The sequence below is a fragment of the Flavobacterium melibiosi genome, assembly GCF_048158545.1.
GTDB classification, from domain to species: Bacteria; Bacteroidota; Bacteroidia; order Flavobacteriales; family Flavobacteriaceae; genus Flavobacterium; species Flavobacterium melibiosi.
The window spans coordinates 127,203-150,503 of the sequence record NZ_JBLNKU010000001.1; the positions used below are offsets into that span (position 1 = coordinate 127,203).

13 protein-coding genes are annotated in these 23,301 nt (G+C 33.3%); 5 read left to right on the top strand and 8 right to left on the bottom strand.

Features of this window, described 5'->3' with window-relative positions; genetic code table 11:
* Window positions 1–594 precede the first annotated feature (594 nt).
* The 5 genes from ACM55F_RS00560 to ACM55F_RS00580 form a co-directional block, all read right to left on the bottom strand.
* On the bottom strand, window positions 595–1,620 hold the full coding sequence (locus ACM55F_RS00560; protein WP_416851729.1) for a nucleoside hydrolase: 1,026 nt from the start codon (window positions 1,618–1,620) through the stop codon (window positions 595–597).
* A gap of 228 nt (window positions 1,621–1,848) precedes the next feature.
* Complete coding sequence (locus tag ACM55F_RS00565) at window positions 1,849–3,858, bottom strand: beta-galactosidase (protein ID WP_416851730.1); 2,010 nt, start codon at window positions 3,856–3,858, stop codon at window positions 1,849–1,851.
* A gap of 445 nt (window positions 3,859–4,303) precedes the next feature.
* Entirely contained in the window at window positions 4,304–5,815 is a 1,512-nt protein-coding gene (locus ACM55F_RS00570) for a RagB/SusD family nutrient uptake outer membrane protein (RefSeq protein ID WP_416851731.1), read from the bottom strand.
* Window positions 5,816–5,829: 14 nt separating this feature from the next.
* Window positions 5,830–8,940, bottom strand: a complete 3,111-nt coding sequence (locus ACM55F_RS00575; RefSeq protein ID WP_416851732.1) for a SusC/RagA family TonB-linked outer membrane protein — start codon at window positions 8,938–8,940, stop codon at window positions 5,830–5,832.
* Between the two features lie 694 nt (window positions 8,941–9,634).
* Window positions 9,635–11,110, bottom strand: coding sequence for a glycoside hydrolase family 30 protein (locus ACM55F_RS00580; RefSeq protein ID WP_416851733.1), 1,476 nt, complete (start codon window positions 11,108–11,110; stop codon window positions 9,635–9,637).
* Window positions 11,111–11,736: 626 nt separating this feature from the next.
* Between ACM55F_RS00580 and ACM55F_RS00585 the strand changes: the two genes are divergently transcribed.
* Both ACM55F_RS00585 and ACM55F_RS00590 read left to right on the top strand, forming a co-directional pair.
* On the top strand, window positions 11,737–12,426 hold the full coding sequence (locus ACM55F_RS00585) for an NUDIX hydrolase (protein WP_416851734.1): 690 nt from the start codon (window positions 11,737–11,739) through the stop codon (window positions 12,424–12,426).
* Between the two features lie 201 nt (window positions 12,427–12,627).
* Window positions 12,628–14,076: an IS1182 family transposase gene (locus tag ACM55F_RS00590; RefSeq protein WP_416851735.1), complete on the top strand. Its 1,449-nt coding sequence runs from the start codon at window positions 12,628–12,630 to the stop codon at window positions 14,074–14,076.
* Window positions 14,077–14,443: 367 nt separating this feature from the next.
* Here the strand turns inward: ACM55F_RS00590 and fsa are convergent, their stop codons facing one another.
* The 3 genes from fsa to ACM55F_RS00605 all read right to left on the bottom strand — a co-directional run bounded on the left by fsa (window position 14,444) and on the right by ACM55F_RS00605 (window position 18,566).
* Window positions 14,444–15,100, bottom strand: coding sequence for a fructose-6-phosphate aldolase (fsa, locus tag ACM55F_RS00595; RefSeq protein ID WP_416851736.1), 657 nt, complete (start codon window positions 15,098–15,100; stop codon window positions 14,444–14,446).
* A gap of 20 nt (window positions 15,101–15,120) precedes the next feature.
* Window positions 15,121–17,160, bottom strand: a complete 2,040-nt coding sequence (locus ACM55F_RS00600) for a transketolase family protein (RefSeq protein ID WP_416851737.1) — start codon at window positions 17,158–17,160, stop codon at window positions 15,121–15,123.
* A gap of 407 nt (window positions 17,161–17,567) precedes the next feature.
* Entirely contained in the window at window positions 17,568–18,566 is a 999-nt protein-coding gene (locus ACM55F_RS00605; protein WP_416851738.1) for a GntR family transcriptional regulator, read from the bottom strand.
* 128 nt (window positions 18,567–18,694) lie between these two features.
* Here ACM55F_RS00605 and ACM55F_RS00610 point away from each other — a divergent pair, with 128 nt between their 5' ends.
* From ACM55F_RS00610 to galK, 3 genes are all read left to right on the top strand, one after another.
* Complete coding sequence (locus ACM55F_RS00610) at window positions 18,695–19,720, top strand: aldose epimerase family protein (RefSeq protein ID WP_416851739.1); 1,026 nt, start codon at window positions 18,695–18,697, stop codon at window positions 19,718–19,720.
* 62 nt (window positions 19,721–19,782) lie between these two features.
* Window positions 19,783–22,131 (top strand): glycoside hydrolase family 2 TIM barrel-domain containing protein, encoded by a 2,349-nt coding sequence (locus ACM55F_RS00615; RefSeq protein ID WP_416851740.1) that lies wholly within the window; start codon window positions 19,783–19,785, stop codon window positions 22,129–22,131.
* Entirely contained in the window at window positions 22,131–23,300 is a 1,170-nt protein-coding gene (gene galK, locus ACM55F_RS00620) for a galactokinase (RefSeq protein WP_416851741.1), read from the top strand. Before ACM55F_RS00615 ends, galK begins: the two co-directional genes overlap by 1 nt.
* Window position 23,301: the final 1 nt, after the last annotated feature.

Below are 23,301 nucleotides of genomic sequence, written 5' to 3' on the forward strand. Positions count from 1 at the left end.
ATAGCTTTTAATTTTTTTGTTTTGAATGGTATTCACACTTTATAGAAGATTAGATTCTTTTTTAACTTCGAAGGTTTTATTTGCATCGATAGTGATTTTATCGAATATTCCCATTTAGTTAAGTAACCGTAACCGTATTGGTTCCTTTTACTAAAACATTTACTCTAGGTACTGGTATTTCATCTTTAGTAAATTTGACAACCCCCTTTTAAAATCTTATCAAAGAGTGTAAGAAGAAAATAACTATTATTACTAATAGCCATTCTTTTTTTGGCAATGCAAAATTGCAATAGAAGATATGCGTTGGTTTGTTTTCATACTAATTTGTTTTTGACTATTAATAAGTGTGTGTTTTACATTTGTAAATGTAATTAAAAAAAAACTATAAAAACAAATTAATCTGTTGAAAAAATCGGCACCTACTTGAATTATGGCTTTCTTTAAAAAAATAAAAGTCCCATATGCCTGAGGGGGCGTTGTAAAAGTAGAACCTTAAGAAAATTAACAAGACTGCTAAACGATTTTATCCTTTAGTGGATCTTGTTATTCTGTCAATTCAACACACCAGTAATTTTAATAATTTGTTATTTAGAACTACTTTTTATTTTGTTGAAAAAGAGTAAGTTTTGAATAAAAATCGTCCATTAAAAGTCCGACATCAAGTTTCTTGTAAACCCTGATATTTCGTCCTTTTGTATTTACCTCATAAAGTCCCTGTTCATTAATCAATGGAGAAGGGCGTAAAACATATTGACTTGACGAAGGATCGGCTTCAAATGAAGATTGCAGAGCAGTTAACAACACCAAGGGACTATCGCCTAATATGTATGTTTCACCTATAGGGTAATTTACAGATGTTAGATAACTCATAATTTTTTCAACAGATTTACCTAAGAAGTCTCCAGTTTCACCCTGATTTTTAACTTTAAGTAGTAAAGAAGAATATGGTAATAATACTTGGCGATAAGCATCACGAGGAACTTGCCATATTGGTATTTGTGAATTATTGAAGATTACCTGTCCCGCTTTTATATCAATACCCAAATTATACTCTAAACTTGTATACCCTGGAGGTGGCGAAGCAATATCCGAATATTCAGGTCCGCCAATCCATATCAATGTTAATCGATCAGCAATTTTTGGTTCTAATAAATAGGCGCTTGCTAAATCCGTTAGTCCGGCACCACAAACCATATATAGTGGCAGTTTGGTGTCTTCTCTCATTGCTTCTTTGATAATGAAAGATGCTGCTGCTGATTGTTGCGGTGTGTTTAAATCTTTTAACCCCTCATTAGATCCTTGATATACATTATAATTATGTTGTAACTGCATAATTTTTAAGAGTTCCAACACTTTATTCTTGGCATTTAGAGCTGTACTATTCGAATTATCAAAACCATCTCCGGGTTTAAGGTGTGACCCAATGATTCCTTTAATCTCAACTGAAGGAGAAAGTAAATGTTGAACCAGTTCAAATAATCCGTCAGGATCTCCACCAAAATCATTGTCTATAATTATGCGCATTCTCGGCTTGACCGTATTTTTATCAAATAAATTTAGTTTCTTCGGATTTAGATCAACTTGGGCGAATAAATTTGTACTTGCGAAAACTGAAAGCATTATAAATAAAATATTTTTCATAATTGTAAATTTTGAATCACTTTTGATTTTTAAAAAGAAAGGATATTGACGATAGATTCAATAAAATGGTCCATGTAATACGAGCGGTAAATCAATAGTCTATAGAAGTAATATTTATCATAAATTACATAAAAATAGAGTTGCAATTAACCAAATTGCAACTCTATAAACTAATCATATTTTAAATATGATTAGTTTTTTCACTAACTAATTTTCCTCAATAATCTTTACTCCCCATGGTTCTAATTGAACCTCTTTGTTTTTTATTACACTTTCTGCAGAAAGTAATTCTTTACCTTCTTTGTATGGGTAACTAAATGTATTTGCAATTGATGAGTAATTAAAATAATAATGAATTATTTTGCCTTTTTCATTTACTCCTGACTTTGTAATCAAAGGAAAAGATAGTTGTTGATCTAATCCCCACAGCTCTGCTTTCTTTAATGCGTCTTCTACTATTTTTTCAGTAACAGCGGTACTTGTCGAACAACCAATGTAAGTTGCAAAACCTTTACCATAACTATTTTCAGTTATTGCTGCGTATTTCGCCCAAACCGGATGGTCATAGTAAGCTAAAACTTTTGCTGTAGTAGGTGTAATCAATTCCATCCATGTACTTACTTTATTCTTTTCGGCACCAACGTTAAATGGATCCCCTTTCAAAGAAACATTTTCAGGAATAGTAAATTGACTATAATTAATACCGCAGGCTTCATCAATAATACCGGGTTGCTTAGACGTTCTGACTTTAACATTTTCATCCGAAAATCCACTTTTAAAGGTATAGATAACATGGCCTCCATTTTTCACAAAGAGATTTAAGCGTTGCAATAAACTATCGGGTGCAGCATATAAAGCGGGAACAACAATCAATTTGTAGTCTTCTAAATTATCACTTGAAGGATCAACAAAATCTACTCCAACATTCATACGATATAAGGCATCATACAAAGGACGAAGAATGTCATTATAACTTTCCTTAGAGCCCCAACCGAATCCAAACCACTTGAATGCGGTTAATGCTTCGTTGCTAAAAAGAACAGCTACTTTATTTTTTTTCTTAAGATTGACTAAATGAGAACTTAGTCTTTCAAAATCCTTACCGATGGTTTTGGCTTCATCATACGTTGGATTAGGTTCAAAATCATGGCTGAGTAAGCCTTTCCAATACGTTTCGGCAGAATTGTGAATGGAATGCCAATGCCAATACTCGACCATATTTGCTCCTGATGCCAGATGGCTAAATGCCTGTAATCTTAATTGCCCGGTATAAGGTACCCATTGTGCAAACCCTTGCGCTTCGGTTTCAATAACCAGATAGTTTTTCCCGCCTTTCATGGAACGGGTTAAATCTCCTCCAAGAGAGATTTCGATACCGGTAAGTTTGTCCTGTGTAGGATGGTAAATATCCACTCCTGCAATATCCATTGCTTTTGCAGCGGCAAAATGATCCACATCAGGTTGAATGCCATACGAATATCCTCTCCAGTCTAAATCAAAGTTTTGTGTTACAAACTGATTAGGTCGTTTGTATTCTTTTACTATTGATGCTTGCCAGGTCAAATAATCAGTTACCAGTTTACGCTGAAACTTCGAAAATTCAGAACCAAGACTTGCATTTATTGTTCCAACTGTTGAAGGGAAATCATCCCAGTTATTGATCCGGTTGCTCCAATAATCCAGACCAAATTCTTTGTTAATCACGTCCAGTGATTTGAACTTTTCCTGCATGTATTTCACAAAAAGTTTTTGCACTTCAGGACCGGCAGTATTGTATGCTTTAGTTTCATTATCTACTTGGTAGCCTATTATGGCAGGATGATCCTTTACGTGCTCCATAATTTTCCGAATTACAATTTCAGCATGTTTACGAAAATTTGGATTAGAAATATCCATATTCTGACGCGCTCCATATCGATTAGGCCCATCTGGAGTTATCGCTAATATATCAGGATATTTTCGTACTAACCACGTAGGAACTGCGTAGGTTGGTGTGCCTACAATTACACTTATTCCGGCCTTGTGCATGGCATTTAGTACTCGGTCAATATGGGTAAAATTGAATACACCATCTTGCGGTTCAACCGTACTCCAGGTTGATTCAGCAATACGGACTACATTTATTCCTGCCTCTTTCATCATTTGAACGTCCTTGTCCAACCGGTCGTAAGGCATATACTCATCATAATAAGCAACTCCAAAAAGAAGTTTGTCCATTTTGATTTTTTGCCCGAATACAACTGTTTGCAGGCAGAAAATGAAAAGGAAGAAAAAAATTATTTTATTCATTTCAGTTTTAGGATTTAAAATTAATTACTTATTTCTAATGAATGATTTTTATGCTGTTTTTCTAATTATTGTGTTTGGAATTTTGCGAATATACTGTACTTTCTCAAAATTAATTTAATGCATTTGTTAATTTAAAAATAGCCCATAAACATAAGAATATGGGCTATTTACCAACCTAATTTCAAACCAACTTATTTTAGTACTACCTTGATTTCTATATTTGTACTATTTATCAACAATTGAAAATTGTAAAGGTAGTCTCTGTATTCGAATCTAATAAACCATTTCTTGCATTTGGCTCATTTTGAAACCAGTTGGTCTACTTAATGTTTACTTTAGAAACATTAAGTAAGCGCAACTGTATTATACTATTTTAATTATACCCAGGGTTTTGTTTTAATTTGGTGCCCTGAAGTTCCCTTGTTGGAAGAGGGAAAATTTCATCTTTACCCGCATCAAAACCTCTGTTTGCTAGTTTACTGGCTGCATCTCCCCATCTTACTAAGTCAAAGAATCTATGTCCTTCACCTGCAAGTTCCATTCTTCTTTCGTTTTTAATAGCAGCAAGTGTAACAGGTACAGATGGTAAACCAACTCTTGCTCTCACAGCATCGATCAATGCTTGTGCTCTTGCTCCTGAACCTAATGCTTCCGCTTCCATTAAATAAGTATCCGCCAATCTAATTATATAAGAATCTTGCTTGTAATTTATCTCAGCGGCACCACCTCCAGTACGTATATCTGATTTTCTTGGAAGAAATTTATTTAAGAAATATCCAGTGTCTTGATATCCAGCTATATAATCTGCTTGTCCAGCTGCTTTTAAAGCTTTGATATCCAATATTGTAGCTCCGAATCTTGGGTCTAATTTCATGGCATCATATAAGTCTTGTGTAATCACATTAAAACTCCACCCAGACGCTAAATCTGGAGCTGTGGAACCAACTGGTCTAGAATAACTTCTAGGACCTACCATAACATTCAATGTATTCCCTTCATCATTACCAGTCATCCAAGTTGCAAATTCAGTATTACCTGCACTTGTGTGGGATGATTCTAGAATTGATTCTGTATTAAATTTATTGGAAACTACCCATAAATCATTAAAGTTAGCTAACAATTTGTTTCCATACTGATTCGCAGAACCTGGCGTGCCGTTTACTTGCGCCAAAATAGCGGCAGCTTCGGTCTTTTTTCCTTCGTATAAATACACCTTTCCAAGCATGGCTTGAGCAGCACATTTTGTAAGACGACCAGATTCAGTAGTAGCATCAACGCTTGCAGGTAAATCTGCTGCTGCCTCTATCAAATCTTTCTCTATTTGAGCATAAACAGCTTCTGGAGTTGCTTGCTCTAAATCATACATATTAGTTGCTGTTAAAGGGTCTAATGTCAATGGAATATTCTTAAATATTCGCACCAAATTGAAATAATAAATAGCGCGTAATGCTTTTGACTCAGCAGTAAATCTGGCTTTTAAATTATCTGACATGTCAACACCCTCTAATTTTGAAAGTAAGGTATTAGCTCTAAAAATTCCTTGGTAAGGCCAGTTCCATAAACCTTCCGGTACAGTTGTAGCAGTAAGGGCGTGTCTGGAAATATATTGAATTCCTTCACCGTCAGTTTCTCCACCACCACCGGCGTAATGATCATCTGAACCTGCGTTCATCATACCAATCATATTAAAAAAAGCGCCCGTGTTTCTACCAAGAATATCATAAACTCCCATTAAAGCAGCTGTAGCTTGTTCTTGGTTTTCATAATAATTCTCGGTAACAAATGAACCTTTTGGTTCCAAATTTACAAACTCCTCGGAGCATGATGATCCTAAGGAGATCATTGCTGTTGCAATAAATATATATTTAAATTTTGTTGTTTTCATAATTCTTGTTTTTATTAAAATTGTAAGTTCGCTCCAAACATGAATGTTCTTGCTTGTGGATAAACACCTTTGTCAATACCAAATACACTTCCTCCAATTTCAGGGTCAAATCCTGTGTATTTTGTAATTGTCAATAAGTTTTCAGCCGTTAGGTAAAGGCGTAATTTACTCGCTCCTATTTTTGAAACTAAATGAGTAGGTAAAGTATAGCCTAATTGCACTACTTTCAAACGTAGGTAATCTCCTTTTTCTAAGTAGAAATCAGACATCTGACCAAAATTTCCATTGCTGTCATCATTGGTTAATCTAGGGTAATTATTAGATGTTCCTTCGCCTGTCCAACGTCCCATTGCTTCTGTTAGATAGTTTGCTTCCAAAATATCTAATCTTCTCAATCCTTGGAAGATTTTATTTCCGGCTGCTCCTTGAGCAAAAGCCATTAAATCGAAGTTTTTATAATCAACATTTAAAGTTATACCAAATGTGTATTTTGGAATACTGCTTCCTAAAATATGTTTGTCATTATCATCGATTGAACCATTACCATCATAATCAACCCAACGGAAATCTCCTGGTTTTGCCCTAGGCTGAATTAATCCACCAGAAGCATTTGTATAAGCATTTATTTCAGCTTGGTTTTGAAAAATTCCAGCTGTTTTCAACCCGTAGAATGCATTGTAAGATTGTCCTACTTGAGTTCTAGTTACAGGTCCATAACTTTGAAAAGTGGCATCTCCAATAATAAAATTTGAACTAGAAGCCACATAAGTAACTTCATTTTTCAAATAAGCAACGTTCCCATTTGCAGAGAAATTTACTTCGCCAAATTTCTTTTTATAGCCTAACTCTACCTCAATACCTTTATTATCCATGTCAGCAATGTTCCCTGTAGGATTTGCAACAACACCTACATAACCTGGAATAGTTATTGGACGTAAAATACCGTTAGTTGTTTTTTTGTATACATCTACAGTAAGATTTATAGTATTGAAAAATTTGGATTCGAAACCAATATTCCCTTGAGAAGTTTGTTCCCATTTCAAATCAGGGTTGTCAAGAGTAAGGTTAGCATAACCTGTAGTTATTGCTCCTGAGTTTCCAACAGAATAGTTTTGACCACCTACCACTAATGAAAGATATCTAAAGTTTGGTATCGCATCATTTCCCACAACACCATAACCCCCTCTGATTTTTAAATTACTAATGACTTTGTTTTCTTTCCAAAAGTCCTCTTTGGTAATATTCCATCCTAAATTAAACGATGGGAATACACCAAATTTATTATTGGCTCCAAAACGAGAAGAACCATCACGACGTATAATTCCAGTAAACAAATACTTTTCTTTATAATCATAATTCACACGAGAGAATAAAGAAGACAATTTATGTTCTACCAAATCATATGTAGTACTGCTTCTGTCTGTTTGAGGTATATCAAAGTTGAAAGACGCATCACGATAATCTGTAATAGGCAACCCAAACATTGTAGCTCCAGAACCACCACCAATATTGTCTACATAAGATCCCTGACCCAATAATACAGTTAAGTTATGATTCCCAAATTGATTAGAATACGTCGCTATATTTTCAATATTCCATGCAAAACTTTTATTTTCAGTTTTAGCGTAACTGTTTTTAAGTGTGTTTGCAGTGGCACTTAAATAATTAACAGGAGTAAATCCTTGATCTCCCCAATACGTTAATTTACCCCCAACAGTAGATCTAATTTTGATATGACTTGTAACAGCAGCTTCTAAATAAGCATTCCCTACAAGATTATCAGACCATCCAAAATTCCCAAGTCTTGTTTTAACATAAGCCAAAGGATTAGTCATTTGTTGACCTACAATACTTGAAATTCCGTAAGGATTTCCGTTTGCATCGCGCATTACTGGATTTGTGCTATAAGGAGCTGAATTAGCTTTTGCAGGATCCATCTCAACTAAAGGAGTAATAGGATCTAAGTTAAGTGCAGAACTTAATGGTCCTCCGAATTCGCTATTAGTATTACCAATACCTACTGATTTTTGATGAGAAAAACCAAAAGTTTGTCCCAAAGTAAATATTTTAGATATTTTGTGTGTAGAATTTAAACGGAAATTCTTTTTGGTATAGTTTGAAATTTCTGTAGCAACAATTCCTTCTTGATCTTGAATTCCAAAAGATGCATAAAAATTAGAAACATCATTTCCACCACTGATACTCAATTCATGAGAGTAACGCATAGCACTGTTATTAAAAATTGCTTTTTGCCAATCCGTACCAACTCCTAAAGCAGCTACATTTGAGAATCTAGCAGGTTGACCAGCATTAATTAACTTTTCGTTCAAAATGGTACCATATTGAGTAGCATTTAATAAATTTAAAGTCTTTTCTGGTGCTGAAGTCCCTACAAATCCATTGTAGTTTACAGTTATTTTTCCGGCTTTTCCTTTTTTGGTAGTAACTAATATTACTCCCGTAGCAGCACGTGTCCCGTAAATTGCAGCTGAAGCAGCATCTTTTAAGACTTCCATAGACTCAATATCGGACTGATTCAAAAATCCTATTCCTCCAGAATCTACAACTACACCGTCCACAACCCAAAGAGGATCGTTTCCACCTTCTCCGAAAGTAGTTACCCCTCTAACACGGATCGTTGAAGCAGAACCTGGTTGACCAGAACTTGCAGCAATTGTAACACCAGAAACTCTACCTTGTAAAGCTTGCTCAATACGACCATTAGGTACTTTTTCAAGATCTTTGGCTCTTACACTGGATATTGCACCGGTTACAACACTTTTCTTTTGAGTACCATAACCTACAACAATAACTTCATTCAAATCCTGAGATTGAGGTTTAAGTTTAATGTCAATTTGAGTTCTTCCTTTTATAGTTTCTTGTACCGTATTATACCCTACAAAACTAATGGTCAAAGTACCATTTGTTGGCGTTTTTATTTCATAATTCCCATCAAAATCCGAAGCCGTGGCCTTGGTGGTTCCTTTTATTAAAATCGTTGCTCCTGGGATGGACATCCCGTTTTCATCATATATTTTCCCCTTAACAGTAGCATCCTGTGCTTGTCCATAAACTGAGAATAAGATAGACGAAAAACAAAAAATAAGTAATTTCGTTAATTTCATTTTTTTTTTTGGTTTTGGTTAATAATTATTAATTTGTAGAACACTACAATACGTTTGACCTTAATAGTCGTAAAACATAAATAAGACGAAAAAAATCAACAGTTCATTGTTGAATATATCTTCAAAAGAAGATGTTGCAATTCTTTCAGCTTATATTTTTATATTCTTTTGGAGCAATGCTCAATTTTATTTTTTAATCTTTATTCGAATCCTAAATACATTACTTTCTTTTATAATTTTAGCCTTTCAAGTATAAAGAGTAAAAGAAAAAATAATAGGAATACTATTGTTAACAATCATTCTTTTCTTGGTAATACAAAAGTATTTGAATAGAATAATTTTATTAAGTGTGTATTTAACATTTGTAAATTTAATTAAAAAATTATTATAAAAACAAATTGATAATATAAAAAAATATTAAGAAAAAAGAATATTCCATAATTTTAATGCAAAAGTGAGTTTTAAATATTGTGATTTTGTAATGTAAATGCCTGTTTTATTATTTATTTGTGTCAAATTGACGCATTTAATCGAAAAAATGAATAATTCTTTAAAAAAATCACACAGATTAATTATTTTGATAAAACATTAAAATATTGATATTTCGAACTTATTTTAACTTGAAATTGTAAAAAAATCTTGTTCAAGGCTCTCGCTTTTAAACAAGAAATTTAGATTTAAAATTCTCTCAAAGTTATTTTATAAGAAATGTATTGAAAGATTTAGATTTTAATATCGGGTTCAAGACTGTTTTCCCAGATCTCAAAGTAATTGCTTTGTCAGCGGCATCAGGATTATAAATTACAACCACAATGCTGCTATCTGGATTTTTAAAAGCAAGTAGATTATCCGTATTACTATCCAGATTGACTTTGTTTTTAAAGAGTACGTCATCACGGTCAAGTTTTGTCTTTACGCTACTGCTTTCAATCAGATGTGCTCCTGGTTTTACAAAATGACTGAGATGTTTCATCATATAATATTCCGGATTATACGTATAGGTTTTGGTTTTTTTATTGACTGTAATCAGTGAATTCTGTTTCCAGCCCCAACGGCTCACGCCACCTTCATTCAGCGCAGTATTCCAATATAGGTACGCATTTACGCCATTCTGAAAATAATGCTTGATTAAATCCCAACCATATTCGCAATATTCCCATGAATTTTGTCCGTCTCCACATTCATGTTCACTTTGGTAAATCTTAAGTTGAGGATATTCCTGATGAATTTTCCCAACAGCATCTTTTCCGCCCCACTGAAAACCAACTCCTTTGATATAACTGGAAACTTCTTTGGAATAGGCTCCTTTGAACAGTTGCTCACTTGGTCTTTCAAAAGTGCCGAAAAAGATATCCGTTTTGGTTTTTGCCATTTCTGGTCCCAGAAATTTTAGAAATTTCGAAAGTCCTCCTGGCGTCCATGTACAACTCGGATACCATTGGGCAGAGTTGAATTCATTTTGCGGCATCACCATCCCGATTGTAATATTTTTCTTTTTATACGCTTCGATGAATTTTCGGAAATAGATAGCATATGCTTTAAAATAAGCATCTTCCTGAATAAACATATCTTCTCCTTCCTTGCCAAGTTGATTGTCACTAATACCATTTTCTGCAGTTCCAAATACCGATGGCACCTTTGCAAGGGCGTAATGTTTATTGTATTTCATCCATGACGGCGGACTCCAAGGGGATGCCCACAATTGTAATTTCGGATTGTATTTTTGAGCACTTTTAATGAAAGGAATTAAAGTTTCAAGGTCATTCTTGATGCTGAAATTTTTAAGTCCAAAATCACCTTCTGTTTCATCATAGGAATACCAGTCTCTTGAGAAATCATTGGCACCAATTGGCATTCTGCAAATAGTAAATCCTGCACCATAACCAGGTTCGAATAATTCCTGAAATATTTTTTTACGGTCTTTAGGTTTTAGTTCATTCAGTGATGTCCATCCCAATTCATTAAAACAACTTCCGAAACCATCGATTTGCTGCAAAACTTTATTAGGGAAAATTTCAATCTGAGTTGCATTTGTCCCAGAATTTGATTGAATATCAAATGTTTGCCAAGGAGCACTTTCAGTAGTCGAAATCCAGGTTGTTTTTTGAGCTGATACCGAAACCGCAGTCAAGAAAAGAAAAAGTCCGTATACTAATACTTGTTTTTTCATAAGAGGGCATAGTTTTTTTAATTTTATAAGTGTGTGTTTTACATTTGTAAATTTAGTTAAAAAAAATCTACAAAAACAAATTAATCTGATAAAAAAAACAGCAAAAAAAAGACATTTTGTAAATTAAGTGTAAAAACAATATTTAAATATTGTGGTTTTGTGAAAAAAACATGCATTTATATAATTAATTTGTGTAAAATATACACTTTTAATCAAATAACAAGCAATTCTATAAAAAACTACCTATGTTAATTATTTCAAAAAAAGATTTGAATAGTTACTTTTTAAACTTTTTTACCTATAAATCAGAGTGATATTGTAAAAAAAGTCTTGTTTATAGCTTGTGATTTTCAGTAAATGAACCGGATTTCAAACCAATAAATCGCTACTAATCATCGCAATCGATTAAAATAGATGAAAAATTTATTTTTATTAATCTATTTTGCTCCTTATAAAAGCATTTAGAATAACGCAAATTGTTGTTTTTAATAAAGTTTCTAACATCTTATTTTATACCGATTTAAGGTTGTCATTTTTTTCTTTTAAGCTTACTAAGTGTAAAATCTACATTAATAAAATTATGAAACCTTTAAGGAAGTTTATATATTTACCCTAAAAAAAGTAGTATGCTTAATAGTTATAGTTCTGCGGATAAAGTTTTATTGGCGGTAGATTGTATCATTTTTGGTTTTGATGATGAGGGTTTAAAAATACTTTTGATTAAAAGAGATTTTGAACCTGAAAAAGGGAAATGGTCTTTAATAGGGGGGTTTCTTAAAAAAGAAGAAGTATTAGATACTGCCGCAATTAGAATTCTTGATCGGTATACAGGTCTTCAGGATATCTATATGGAACAACTATATGCCTACAGTGAAATAAATCGTGACCCTGTCGAAAGAACGATATCGGTTGCTTATTATGCATTAATTAATATTGAGAATCACAACGCAGAATTAACTCAAAACTATCATGCACAATGGTTTAGTATTGCTCAGGCTCCTAAATTAATTTTTGACCATGATTCTATGGTAGAACATGCCATTAGAAGATTGCGTTATCGAACCTCTATAAAACCTGTTGGATTTGAACTTTTACCGGAAAAATTCACCATGCGCCAACTTTTGGAATTGTACGAAGCGATTCTTAGCAAAGAATTGGATAAAAGAAATTTCATCAGCAAAATAAACTCATTGGATATTCTGATAAAATTAGAAGAGAAAGATATGATGTCGTCCAGAAAAGGATCTTATCTCTATACTTTTGACAAAGAAAAATACGACGCAAAACTATTGAATGATTTTGTTTTGAATTTATAAATGGTTTTAGATTCTGAATTTGAAGTCAACATTTGGATTAACAAAATTGTTTAGAATTTCAATGAATAAAAAAAGGAAGCCTCATTACGGAGGCCACTGAAAAAGTCTTTTTTGAGAATTAATTTTTAATAAAAAGGGGCAGAAATCTTTGATTTCTGCTCCTTTTTTCTTATTTTTAACTGTAATTATATGGCTTTTTAGATGTTAGTTCAACAACAAAAAATTCAGTTCAGTCCGTATTCTTCGTTATACGATTTAATCGTTCCCCAAGATAATTTGCTAAGAAAAATCAATGAATTGATCGATTTTTCATTTATCTACGATGAGTTGCTAAATAAATATTGTACAAATAATGGTCGCACAGCAGAAAGTCCTGTACGTATGTTCAAGTATTTACTTCTGAAAACAATTTATACCGTTTCAGATGTTGATGTAGTTGAGCGTTCCCGTTTTGATATGTCCTTTAAGTATTTTTTGGAAATGGCACCAGAGGAAGATGTCATTAATTCTAGTTCGTTGACAAAATTTAGAAAACTACGTTTGAAAGATACCGATTTATTAAATCTATTGATTGGCAAAACAGTATCTATAGCCGTTGAAAAGGGCATCATCCGTTCCAAGTCTATTATAGTTGATGCCACTCATACTTTATCGAGATCGAATCCATTTTCAGCAATTGAAGTATTGAGAGAACGTTCAAAACTACTACGAAAAACGGTATATTTATTTGATGACCAATGGAAAGAACGTATGCCAGAGAAGAACAACTCCAATGAGTTGGAAAAGGAATTGACCTATTGTAAAGAGTTGGAGAGACGTATAGAAAAAGAGCCAGCTTTAAGTTCCATACCTGCGGTGAAAGAAAAATTAAACTTGCTTAAAGAAACGATAGAAGACACTCAGGAAAATTTTACGTTATCAAAAGATAAAGATGCTAAAATTGGTCATAAATCCGCTGATAGTTCCTTCTTTGGATACAAGACTCATTTAGCGATGACCGAAGAGCGCATCATTACAGCAGCAGTAGTGACATCAGGCGAAAAAGGAGATGGGCCAGAATTACCTAAACTTTTAGAAATTAGTAAAGAAAACGGAATTAATGTTGATACAATTATTGGCGATGGAGCTTATTCAGGAAAAGAAAATCTTAAACTCACAAGTGAGCAAAACATTAAAGTAATAGCAAAGTTAAACCGTTCAATAGCACAAGGATATAGAAAAGACGACGATAAATTTGATTACAATAAAGATGCCGATAGATTTGTTTGTCCTGCTGGTCACATGGCCATACGAAAGGCTCGTCAGGGTAAAAAAAATGTTGGAGAGAATCAACAAGACACGTACTTTTTTGATGTTGAAAAATGCAAGTGTTGCCCTTTAAAAGAGGGTTGTTATAAAGAGGGGGCAAAGACAAAGACGTATTCTGTAACGATAAAATCAGACTTACACCAAGAACAAATCGCCTTTCAAGAAACTGATTATTTTAAAGAAAAAGCAAAACATCGATACAAAATAGAAGCGAAAAACAGTGAGTTAAAAAATGTACATGGATATGATAGAGCAATATCGTATGGCATTACCAATATGCAAATGCAAGGTGCAATAGCAATTTTTGCCGTCAACTTAAAACGAATACTGAAATTAATGTAGAAAATCGCAAGCTACACGCGCATTATTCAAAATGAATCTATATAAGTCAAAATTAGACTCATACAACCTATAATAAAAAACAGTTACAAAAAGAAAAACGCTTATAACGGATGTTTAAAAATCCTGTTACAAGCGTTTTTTTATTGTCTAAAAAACGACTCTAATCAAAATAAGCGAAGTTTTTCAGTGGCCTCTCATTACGAGACTTCCTTTTTTTTGTAATTAAGAAAAATGAACAGAAATAATCGTATTCCCTTGAATTACTACAATCTCAATGATTTCAGATTATTTCTTAATGAATTAAAACTGCCTTACTATATAAATGGCTAAAAATCGGGAAGTTCTAAATGATTAAAGGTTTTTGCATTTAACTATTCCCTTTGTTATAATCTGCTAAGAAAGTAGCTAAGCCACTATCTGTAAGTGGGTGTTTTAGTAATCCTTCAATAGCGCTTAATGGGCCTGTTATTACATCGGCTCCAATTTTTGCACAATTTAAAATGTGCATGACGTGACGAACTGATGCAGCCAAAATTTGTGTTTCATAACCGTAATTATCGTAAATCAATTTAATTTCGGCAATTAATGCCATCCCATCAGTAGAAATATCATCTAATCTTCCTATGAAGGGGGATACATAAGTGGCTCCGGCTTTGGCAGCAAGTAATGCTTGTCCCGCAGAAAACACCAATGTACAGTTGGTTCTGATTCCTTTATTCGAAAAGTATTTTATCGCTTTTATACCATCTTTAATCATTGGAATTTTTACCACGATTTGAGGATGTAAAGCAGCCAGTTTTTCTCCTTCGGCAACCATACCTGCAAAGTCTGTCGAAATTACTTCGGCACTTACATCACCATCAACCAGTTCGCATATTTTTACATAATGCGCTATAATACTTTCAGCTCCCGTAATTCCTTCCTTCGCCATTAGCGATGGGTTTGTGGTTACGCCGTCTAGGATTCCCAGATCATTGGCTTCTTTTATGTCTTTTAAATTTGCTGTATCGATAAAAAATTTCATGTCTTTATTTATTTAAATGTTTATTTACTTTCTTCAATGTAGTTTAGGATTTCCTCGCAAGCGTGTTCACTGGTAAATCCAAATTTTTCGTCCAATACACTTGCTGGAGCAGAATAACCAAAATGATCCAATCCAATCACTTTTCCACTATCACCAATCAAGCCTTCAAGATTAACCGGAAGCCCGGCAGTCAATCCAAATACTAATTTCCCTTTTGGAATGATGCTTTCTTGGTATGCTTTTGATTGTTGTTTGAACAAGCCTTCAGATATAATTGAAGCTACGTTTATTTTTAGATTTTTTTCTTTTTCTAAAATAAGAGCCGCTTCCAAAAGTGTTGCCACTTCTGATCCATTTGCAATTAAAGTGATGTCAGGATTTTCTGTTGATTTTACCAAATAACCTCCTTTAGTGGCGGCAGTTGCCTCTTCATATCTTGAAGTTCCTTGTGCAGGTATGTCTTTGATGTTTTGTCTCGAAAGGATTAAACCTGTTGGTGTTTTTGTATTGTTTAACGCCATATTCCAGGCTACTGAAGTTTCTATAGCATCTGCAGGGCGAAGTGCGAGTAAACTTTGATCTCCAGAATGGTTTTTTATTTTTTCCATTAAACGAATTTGTGCTTCCTGTTCAATAGGTTGGTGTGTTGGTCCGTCTTCACCCACTCGGAAAGAATCGTGTGTCCAAATATATTTTACAGGAAGTTCTTGAATCGCTGCTAATCTAATGGCAGGTTTCATGTAATCCGAAAATACAAAAAACGTTGCCACTACAGGAATAATGCCTCCATGAAGTGCAATTCCATTTGCAATAGCGGTCATGGTCAGTTCCGCAACTCCAGCTTGTAAAAAGGCTCCGCTGAAATCATTTTTTTGTAAAACAGATGATTTTTTTAAAAACCCGTCTGTCTTATCACTGTTTGACAAATCTGCCGAAGAAACAATCATGTTTTCCACATGTTCCGCTAAATAGGCCAATACTGCAGATGAAGCATCTCTAGTGGCTGCGTTGGGTTTTTGGATAACGGCGCTTAAATCTAATTCGGGTAGTTTTCCAGATAAAAACAAATCCATCTTTTGAGACAGTTCTGTGTTTTCTTTTTTCCAATTGGCTATTTGAAGCTTTTTATAGGCTGATTTCTCCGCTTTTATCGCTAGTATTTTCGCATAATGCGTTTCCACTTCTTCAAAAATGGCAAACGGATTTTCAGGATTTGCTTTTAGATTGATAAGTGTTTTTGCATAATCTGCCTTGGTTTCACCAATTGGTTTTCCATGCAATTCACATTCTCCTTCATACATGGCACCAGTTGCGGTAACAGTACCTTTTCCCATAATTGTTTTTCCAATTATTAAAGTAGGTTTTTCGGATTCTTCTTGAGCTTCATTCAGCGCTTTTCTAATTTGAGTATGGTCATGACCGTCAATCGTTATTACATTCCATCCCCAAGCTTCATATTTCATCGCGGTATCTTCCGAGGTAACTTCATCGGTCATGGAAGAAAGCTGCACATCATTAGAATCATAAAACATGATAAAATTATTCAATCCTAAATGTCCCGCGATTCTTCCGGCTCCTTGAGAAATTTCTTCCTGTACACCACCGTCAGTGATGAAACCGTATATTTTATGATTGAAGAGTCCTTTAAATCTGGCGTCTAAAAATTTAGCTGCAATTGCTGCTCCAACACCCATAGCGTGTCCTTGACCAAGAGGTCCTGATGTATTCTCGATACCTCTGCGTACATCTACTTCTGGGTGGCCAGGTGTAACAGAACCCCATTGTCTAAAATTTTGAAGGTCTTCTTTTTTATAATTGCCTAATAAATAATATTGAGAATACATTAATGCGGATAAATGCCCGGCATCCATAAAGAAACGATCTCTAAAAGTCCAGTCCATTTCTGTAGGATCAAAATTTAGATATTCTGTATACAAAATGTGCATAAAATCAGCACCTCCCATGGCGCCACCGGGATGTCCTGATTTTGCTTTTTCTACCATGGAAATGGCGAGTGCTCTTATGTTATCGGCTGCTAATTGGTCAATTTCTTTATTCATAATTTAATTATAATAATTTGTGTTAAATAGAAAAAGTAAAGGATTCGTTTTTAGTATAGGCGTTTAACGTAGAAATTTTAAAGTTTCTAAATCCATTTCAAATGGTTTTGTTTTGAAATGATTGGTTCCAAATTAAATGTGCTAATTGCTTTAAAAACGTATTGCTGTATTTAATTATTTTATTATATGGTTTTAAATCAGTCAAATATGATGGTTTTTTTGAGTGAATAACATAAAATTAATAATAAGTGTAAAAAACACATTTGCAAATATATGTAAATTTATTTCACAATAACAAATAAATTATTTTTGTTGTTCTTTTAAAACGGTAATCTCATTTTCTTTACTAATAAAGGATAGTATCTCTATTTTTTTAAAATTATGAATGCAAATAAGGGAATTGTATTTTATAATGAATTCCTAATGATCAAAGCACATTTGTTTTCTATTTGCTCTTTTTTTCCTTTTAAAATCATCTGTGCCAAAATTTTTCCCATGGCTTCAAAATTCGTTGAAATTGTTGTAATTCCATTTGCTACTACTTTTTTGAGAGGAGTTTCGTTATAGGAAATAATGCCAAAATCACTGCCTAACTTTAAGTTTTGAAGCTTTGATTTTTCGATCACACGAACCAGATCCCTGTCGTTTGGGATTATATATACTTCACCGATGCTTATTTCTCTATCGGTAAATTCAGTAATTACTTCATAATCAAATGAATGATCATCACAAAAATTCAAAAAACCTTCTTTCATTCCCGGCGGTTCTCTAAATCCCGGAAAAATCATAATGAGTTTTTTATATTTATTTAACCTAGATTTTCCTTTGCATAACCCATCAAAGATGTCTTTCTTATGATTCTGGTAAATTGCGGGATAGGATTGTAGTTCAATATTGGTCTGATCTAGTATAAAAACTTCATTTACTGGTAGGGTTTTTATAAATTCTGCTACATCGATTAAGTTCGTTGGCATTATAATGTACTTCGTGTAATTTCCATTATTGTCATTTATTAATTTTTTAAAAACCTGCACATTAAAATAATGGAAGAAGATATCCACTTGTGCATTTTTTCCAATATTTTTTACAAATGAGTTGTAGGTGTCCTCCTTGAAAATGTTTAACTCATCAAAAAGTAAAAAAATCCTTTGTTTTATAGTGATTTCAACACTTTTAATGTAGTAACCTTTACCGGGAATGGCGTATACAATACCTCTTTTTTTCAATTCATCGTATGCCTGTAGAACAGTATCACGTGATAATGAAGAGGCTAAACAAACTTTATTTACGGAGGGAAGTCGGTCTCCTTTTTTTAATTTTTCTTCTTCTATTGCCTTTTCAACTGAAAGAATTATCTGCTTATATTTTGGTAAACCAAGATTATTTTGAATCGAAATAATTTTCATAAAAAAACATTTTTTGCGCAATATACGAAAAACTGGTAGGTACTGGTATGCTAATGTAGATTAATCGTATAATTTTGAATTTAATATTTCGTAAAAAAAGAATAAAAATAAAACATATATCATATTTTATGTCTAATTATACAATGGAATTATTTGGTTTAATGCCTAGTGGTGAGGTTATCGATTCTTGTGAATTGCTTAACAAAAATGGAATGCAATTGAATGTTATCAATTATGGTGCTACAATTACATCATTGAAAATGCCATTGAAAAACGGAGAGATTGTGGATGTAGTTTTGGGATTTGATACTTTAGAAGCATATATAGAATCGTTTAATTTAGAAAGTGCTCCTTATTTTGGAGCAACAGTGGGGAGATTTGCCGGGAGAATAAAGGATGGTACTTTTAGTTTGAATGGTAAAAATTTTCAATTAAATAAAAACAACAATAATCATTCATTACATGGCGGAAACGGGAATTTCAGCCAAAAGGTTTGGAAGATTGAAAATGTTACTGAAGGTAAAAACCCATCAGTAACTTTCTCCTATTTCAGTCCAAATAATGAAGAGAATTATCCAGGAGAATTATCAGTTGAGTTAACTTATACTTTATCTGAGGAAAACGAATTGATTATAGAATACAAAGCAAATACTACTGAGGATACTATTGTCAATTTAACGCATCACAGTTATTTTAATCTTGATGGCCACCAGTCCGATATCTCAGAACAGGAATTGATTGTGAATTCCGAAAAAATGTTGGAGACGACAAATGAAAATATTCCAACTGGAAGGTTCTTAAACACTGCTAATTCTTCTTTTGATTTTAGTCAGCCAAAAAAATGTCCTTCAAAAATTGATACCACGTTTGTTTTAGAAAAAGAAAATGAATTTTCGGCTTCGCTTTTTAATAAAAAGAATAATCTAAAAATGGCAGTTTATACGAATCAACCCGGAGTTCACATTTATGTTGGCGGCAATTGTTTCAATGCTATAAAAGGAAAAGAAAATGCGGATTATCATTCGTTGAGCGGTATTTGTTTCGAAACACAAAATTTTCCTGATGCACCCAATCATGAACATTTTCCAAATTCGGTTTTGAAAAAAGAGGAGACTTATCATCATAAAACGATTTATAAGTTCCAATCCTTCTAACAAAGAATAATTATAATAATTGCTGTTTTTTATTTGTTTAAAACTTTTATCATATTCAAAAAATGAAATCGATTTCGAAACCTATTATTTTTCTGTTGCTAATTGTACTGAATTTTTCTTTTGGAAAAGTACAGGCGCAATCTAGAACTAAAGTGAACTTTGGTTTTGATTGGGAATTCAAAAGGGAAGAAAAAACAGCTTCCGATTGGGAGAAAATAACGATTCCTCATACGGCAAAGATTGAACCTTTGGTAGTCAACAACCAGTTTCAGGGAACGTCTTGGTATCAAAAAAAGTTCAAAGTCGGGAATTTCAAAAACAAGAAAGTCTTTCTTTATTTTGAAGGGGTGATGCAAGAAGCGGATGTTTGGGTAAACGACCAAAAAGTGACCAATCACAAAGGGGGTTATTTGCCATTTATGGCTGATGTTACTGCTTTTTTGAAACCAAAAAAAGACAACATCATCAAAGTTAAAGTCAACAATGAAGACAATCCGGAATTCTTGCCGGGAAAACCTTTGAAAGATTTAGACTTTAATTATTATGGTGGAATTTACAGAAATGTCTATCTCATTAAAACAGATAAACTATACATAACTAATGCAGTTCAAGCGGATAAAAAAGCAAGTGGTGGAATTTATGTAAACTTTAATGATGTCAATAAAAATAGTGCTTTAGGAACGGTACAGGTTCATTTAAAAAATGAATTTGCTGTTGCAAAAGATATTTCATTGCAATTTATTTTGACAAATAAAAAAGGGGAAAAACTGGAATTCAAATCGGAAGTATTTGCGATAAAATCCAATTCAGATAAAGGAATTACACAAAAAATTGTGGTTAAGAATCCTAAATTATGGTCAATTTCAAATCCAAATTTATATAATCTAGAAGTTCAGGTCATTTCAAATAATAAAATGATTGATAGTTATTCGGAAAAAGTAGGAATCCGAAAATCCGAAATAAAAGACGATGGATATTATCTCAATGATGAGAAATTATACATCACAGGAACAAATGAACATCAGGAATATCCATATTTAGGATACGCTATTTCTGATGAATCGCAGTACCGTGATGCGGTAAAAATTAAAAATGCAGGCTTTGATTTTGTACGATTGTCACATTATCCACACGCTGAAGCATTCCTAAATGCTTGTGATGAACTGGGAATTTTGGTGATGAACAGTTTGACGGGTTGGCAGTTTTTTGGAAATGAAACCTTCCAAAAAAATGCTATTAAAGATATCCGGGATATGGCAAGAAGAGACAGAAACCATCCGAGTATTATTTTTTGGGAAGCCTCTTTGAATGAAACTGAAATGAGCGAAAGTTTCATGACTGAAGCGACTAAAGCCTTAAAAGAAGAATTGCCTTTTCCTAATAATTACAGCGCCTGTTGGATTGATAATTCGAATTACGATATTTTTATTCCTGCGCGTCAACATGGGAAAGCACCGGATTATTGGACAAAATACAATAAAGGAAACAGAAAAATTTTCATAGCTGAATACGGTGATTGGGAATATTATGCACAAAATGCAGGATTCAATCAAAAGGAATTTTCGAATTTGAAAGAAGAGGAAAGAACTTCTCGTCAGTTGCGTAGTAATGGTGAAAAGCGATTATTGCAACAAGCCTATAATTTTCAGGAAGCGGCAAATTCGAATAGAAAAGGAACACAGACTATTGGCGAAGCAAACTGGGTGATGTTTGATTACAATCGTGGATATAGCAATGATTTAGAGAGTTCAGGAATAAGCGATATTTTTAGAATCCCAAAATTTGCCTATCATTTTTACCAAAGTCAGCGTGATGCTAACATTGCTTTGGACAAGAAATTAGTTTCGGGTCCAATGGTGCAAATTGCTAATTATTGGACGAAAAATTCTCCATTGGATGTGACCGTTTACAGTAATTGTGATGAAGTTTCTTTGTATTTGAATGATGTTTTGGTGGATAGACAAAAACCAACAATAAATCAAAACAATGATGAATTAAAGCATGCACCATTTATTTTTAAAGTTGAAAAATTCATTCCGGGAACATTACGTGCCGAAGGTTTTGTTAAAGGTGAAAAGGTAGTTTCTACTATTGTGAAAACACCAGAAAGTGCTACTAAAATCGAATTGAGTTACGATGTTTCATCAAAAGCAATTAATCCGGATTTTCCCGACATGGTGTTTGTTTATGCCAAAATTACAGATGAGAACGGAACGGTTATTCCTGATGTAATTAATGAAGTGACTTTTGCTTTAAGCGAAGGTGATGCGGAATTAGTAGGTGAAAATCCAGTAAAAGCCGAGGCAGGAATTGCTACTATTATTCTTAAAACAACTAGCTTAAAAAAATCAATAAAAATAACGTCAAGTTCCGAACGATTGCAAAATGGAACGCTTACAATTTCTAAATAATGAATGATATTTTGATTAAAAAAACGACTGCTTTTTTTAAAGAGACATTTGGTGCCGAGCCACAAAAAATAGTGCTTTCTCCAGGAAGAATTAATATTATCGGTGAACATGTTGATTATAATGACGGATATGTTTTGCCTGCAGCGATTGATAAAATTATTTGTTTTGCTTTCGAAAAAAGTAATTCTAATACAGCAAGAATAATCGCGATAGATCTTGATGATGAATTTGAAATTGATGTTACCGGTTCAATGGAACTAACGGATAATGTTTGGACAAATTATATCCGTGGTGTTGTTAATCAATTGAAAATAAATGGTTTTGAATTTGAAGGGTTCAACTGTGTTTTTAGCAGTAATATTCCTGTTGGTTCTGGTTTATCTTCTTCGGCAGCTTTAGAATGTGGTTTTTTGTTTGGAATAAATGAACTTTTTAATTTGAATATAAAACCAATTGATATTGCATTAATGGGGCAAAGCGCCGAACATTGGGTAGGAATCAATTGCGGGATAATGGATCAGTTTTCAAGTGTTATGGGTTTAGAAAATAAAGTCATAAAAATTGATTGCAAAACATTGGAATATGAATACCATAATGCGGATTTTAATGATTATTCGTTGATTTTATTCGATTCAAATGTAAAACATTCATTGATGACATCGGCCTATAATGAAAGAAGAGAGCAGTGTGAAGAAGGTATCGCTATTGTAAAAAATAATTTTCCTGAGATAACTAGTTTTAGAGATTGTAATGAACAACATATTTTAGGATTGCAAAATTTAATGAGTGCCAATGTTTTCAAAAGGTGTCTTTTTGTTGTAAAAGAAATCAATCGAGTAAAACTAGCCTGTGAAGCCTTAGATAATGGAAAAATTGAAGTTTTAGGACAATTAATGTTTGAAACCCACGAAGGATTGTCCAAGGATTATGAAGTAAGTTGTACAGAATTAGACATGATTGTTGATACGCTAAAAAAAGAAACAGCTGTAGTTGGTTCCCGATTAATGGGTGGTGGTTTCGGAGGTTGTACCATCAACTTGATAAAAAAAGGACATGAAGAGCGAATTAAACAACAACTTTCGGCACTTTATTTTGATGCTTTTGGAATAGAATTAAAAATTTATGATGTTAAAATCGGAAACGGTACATCACTTTATAACAATAATTAGG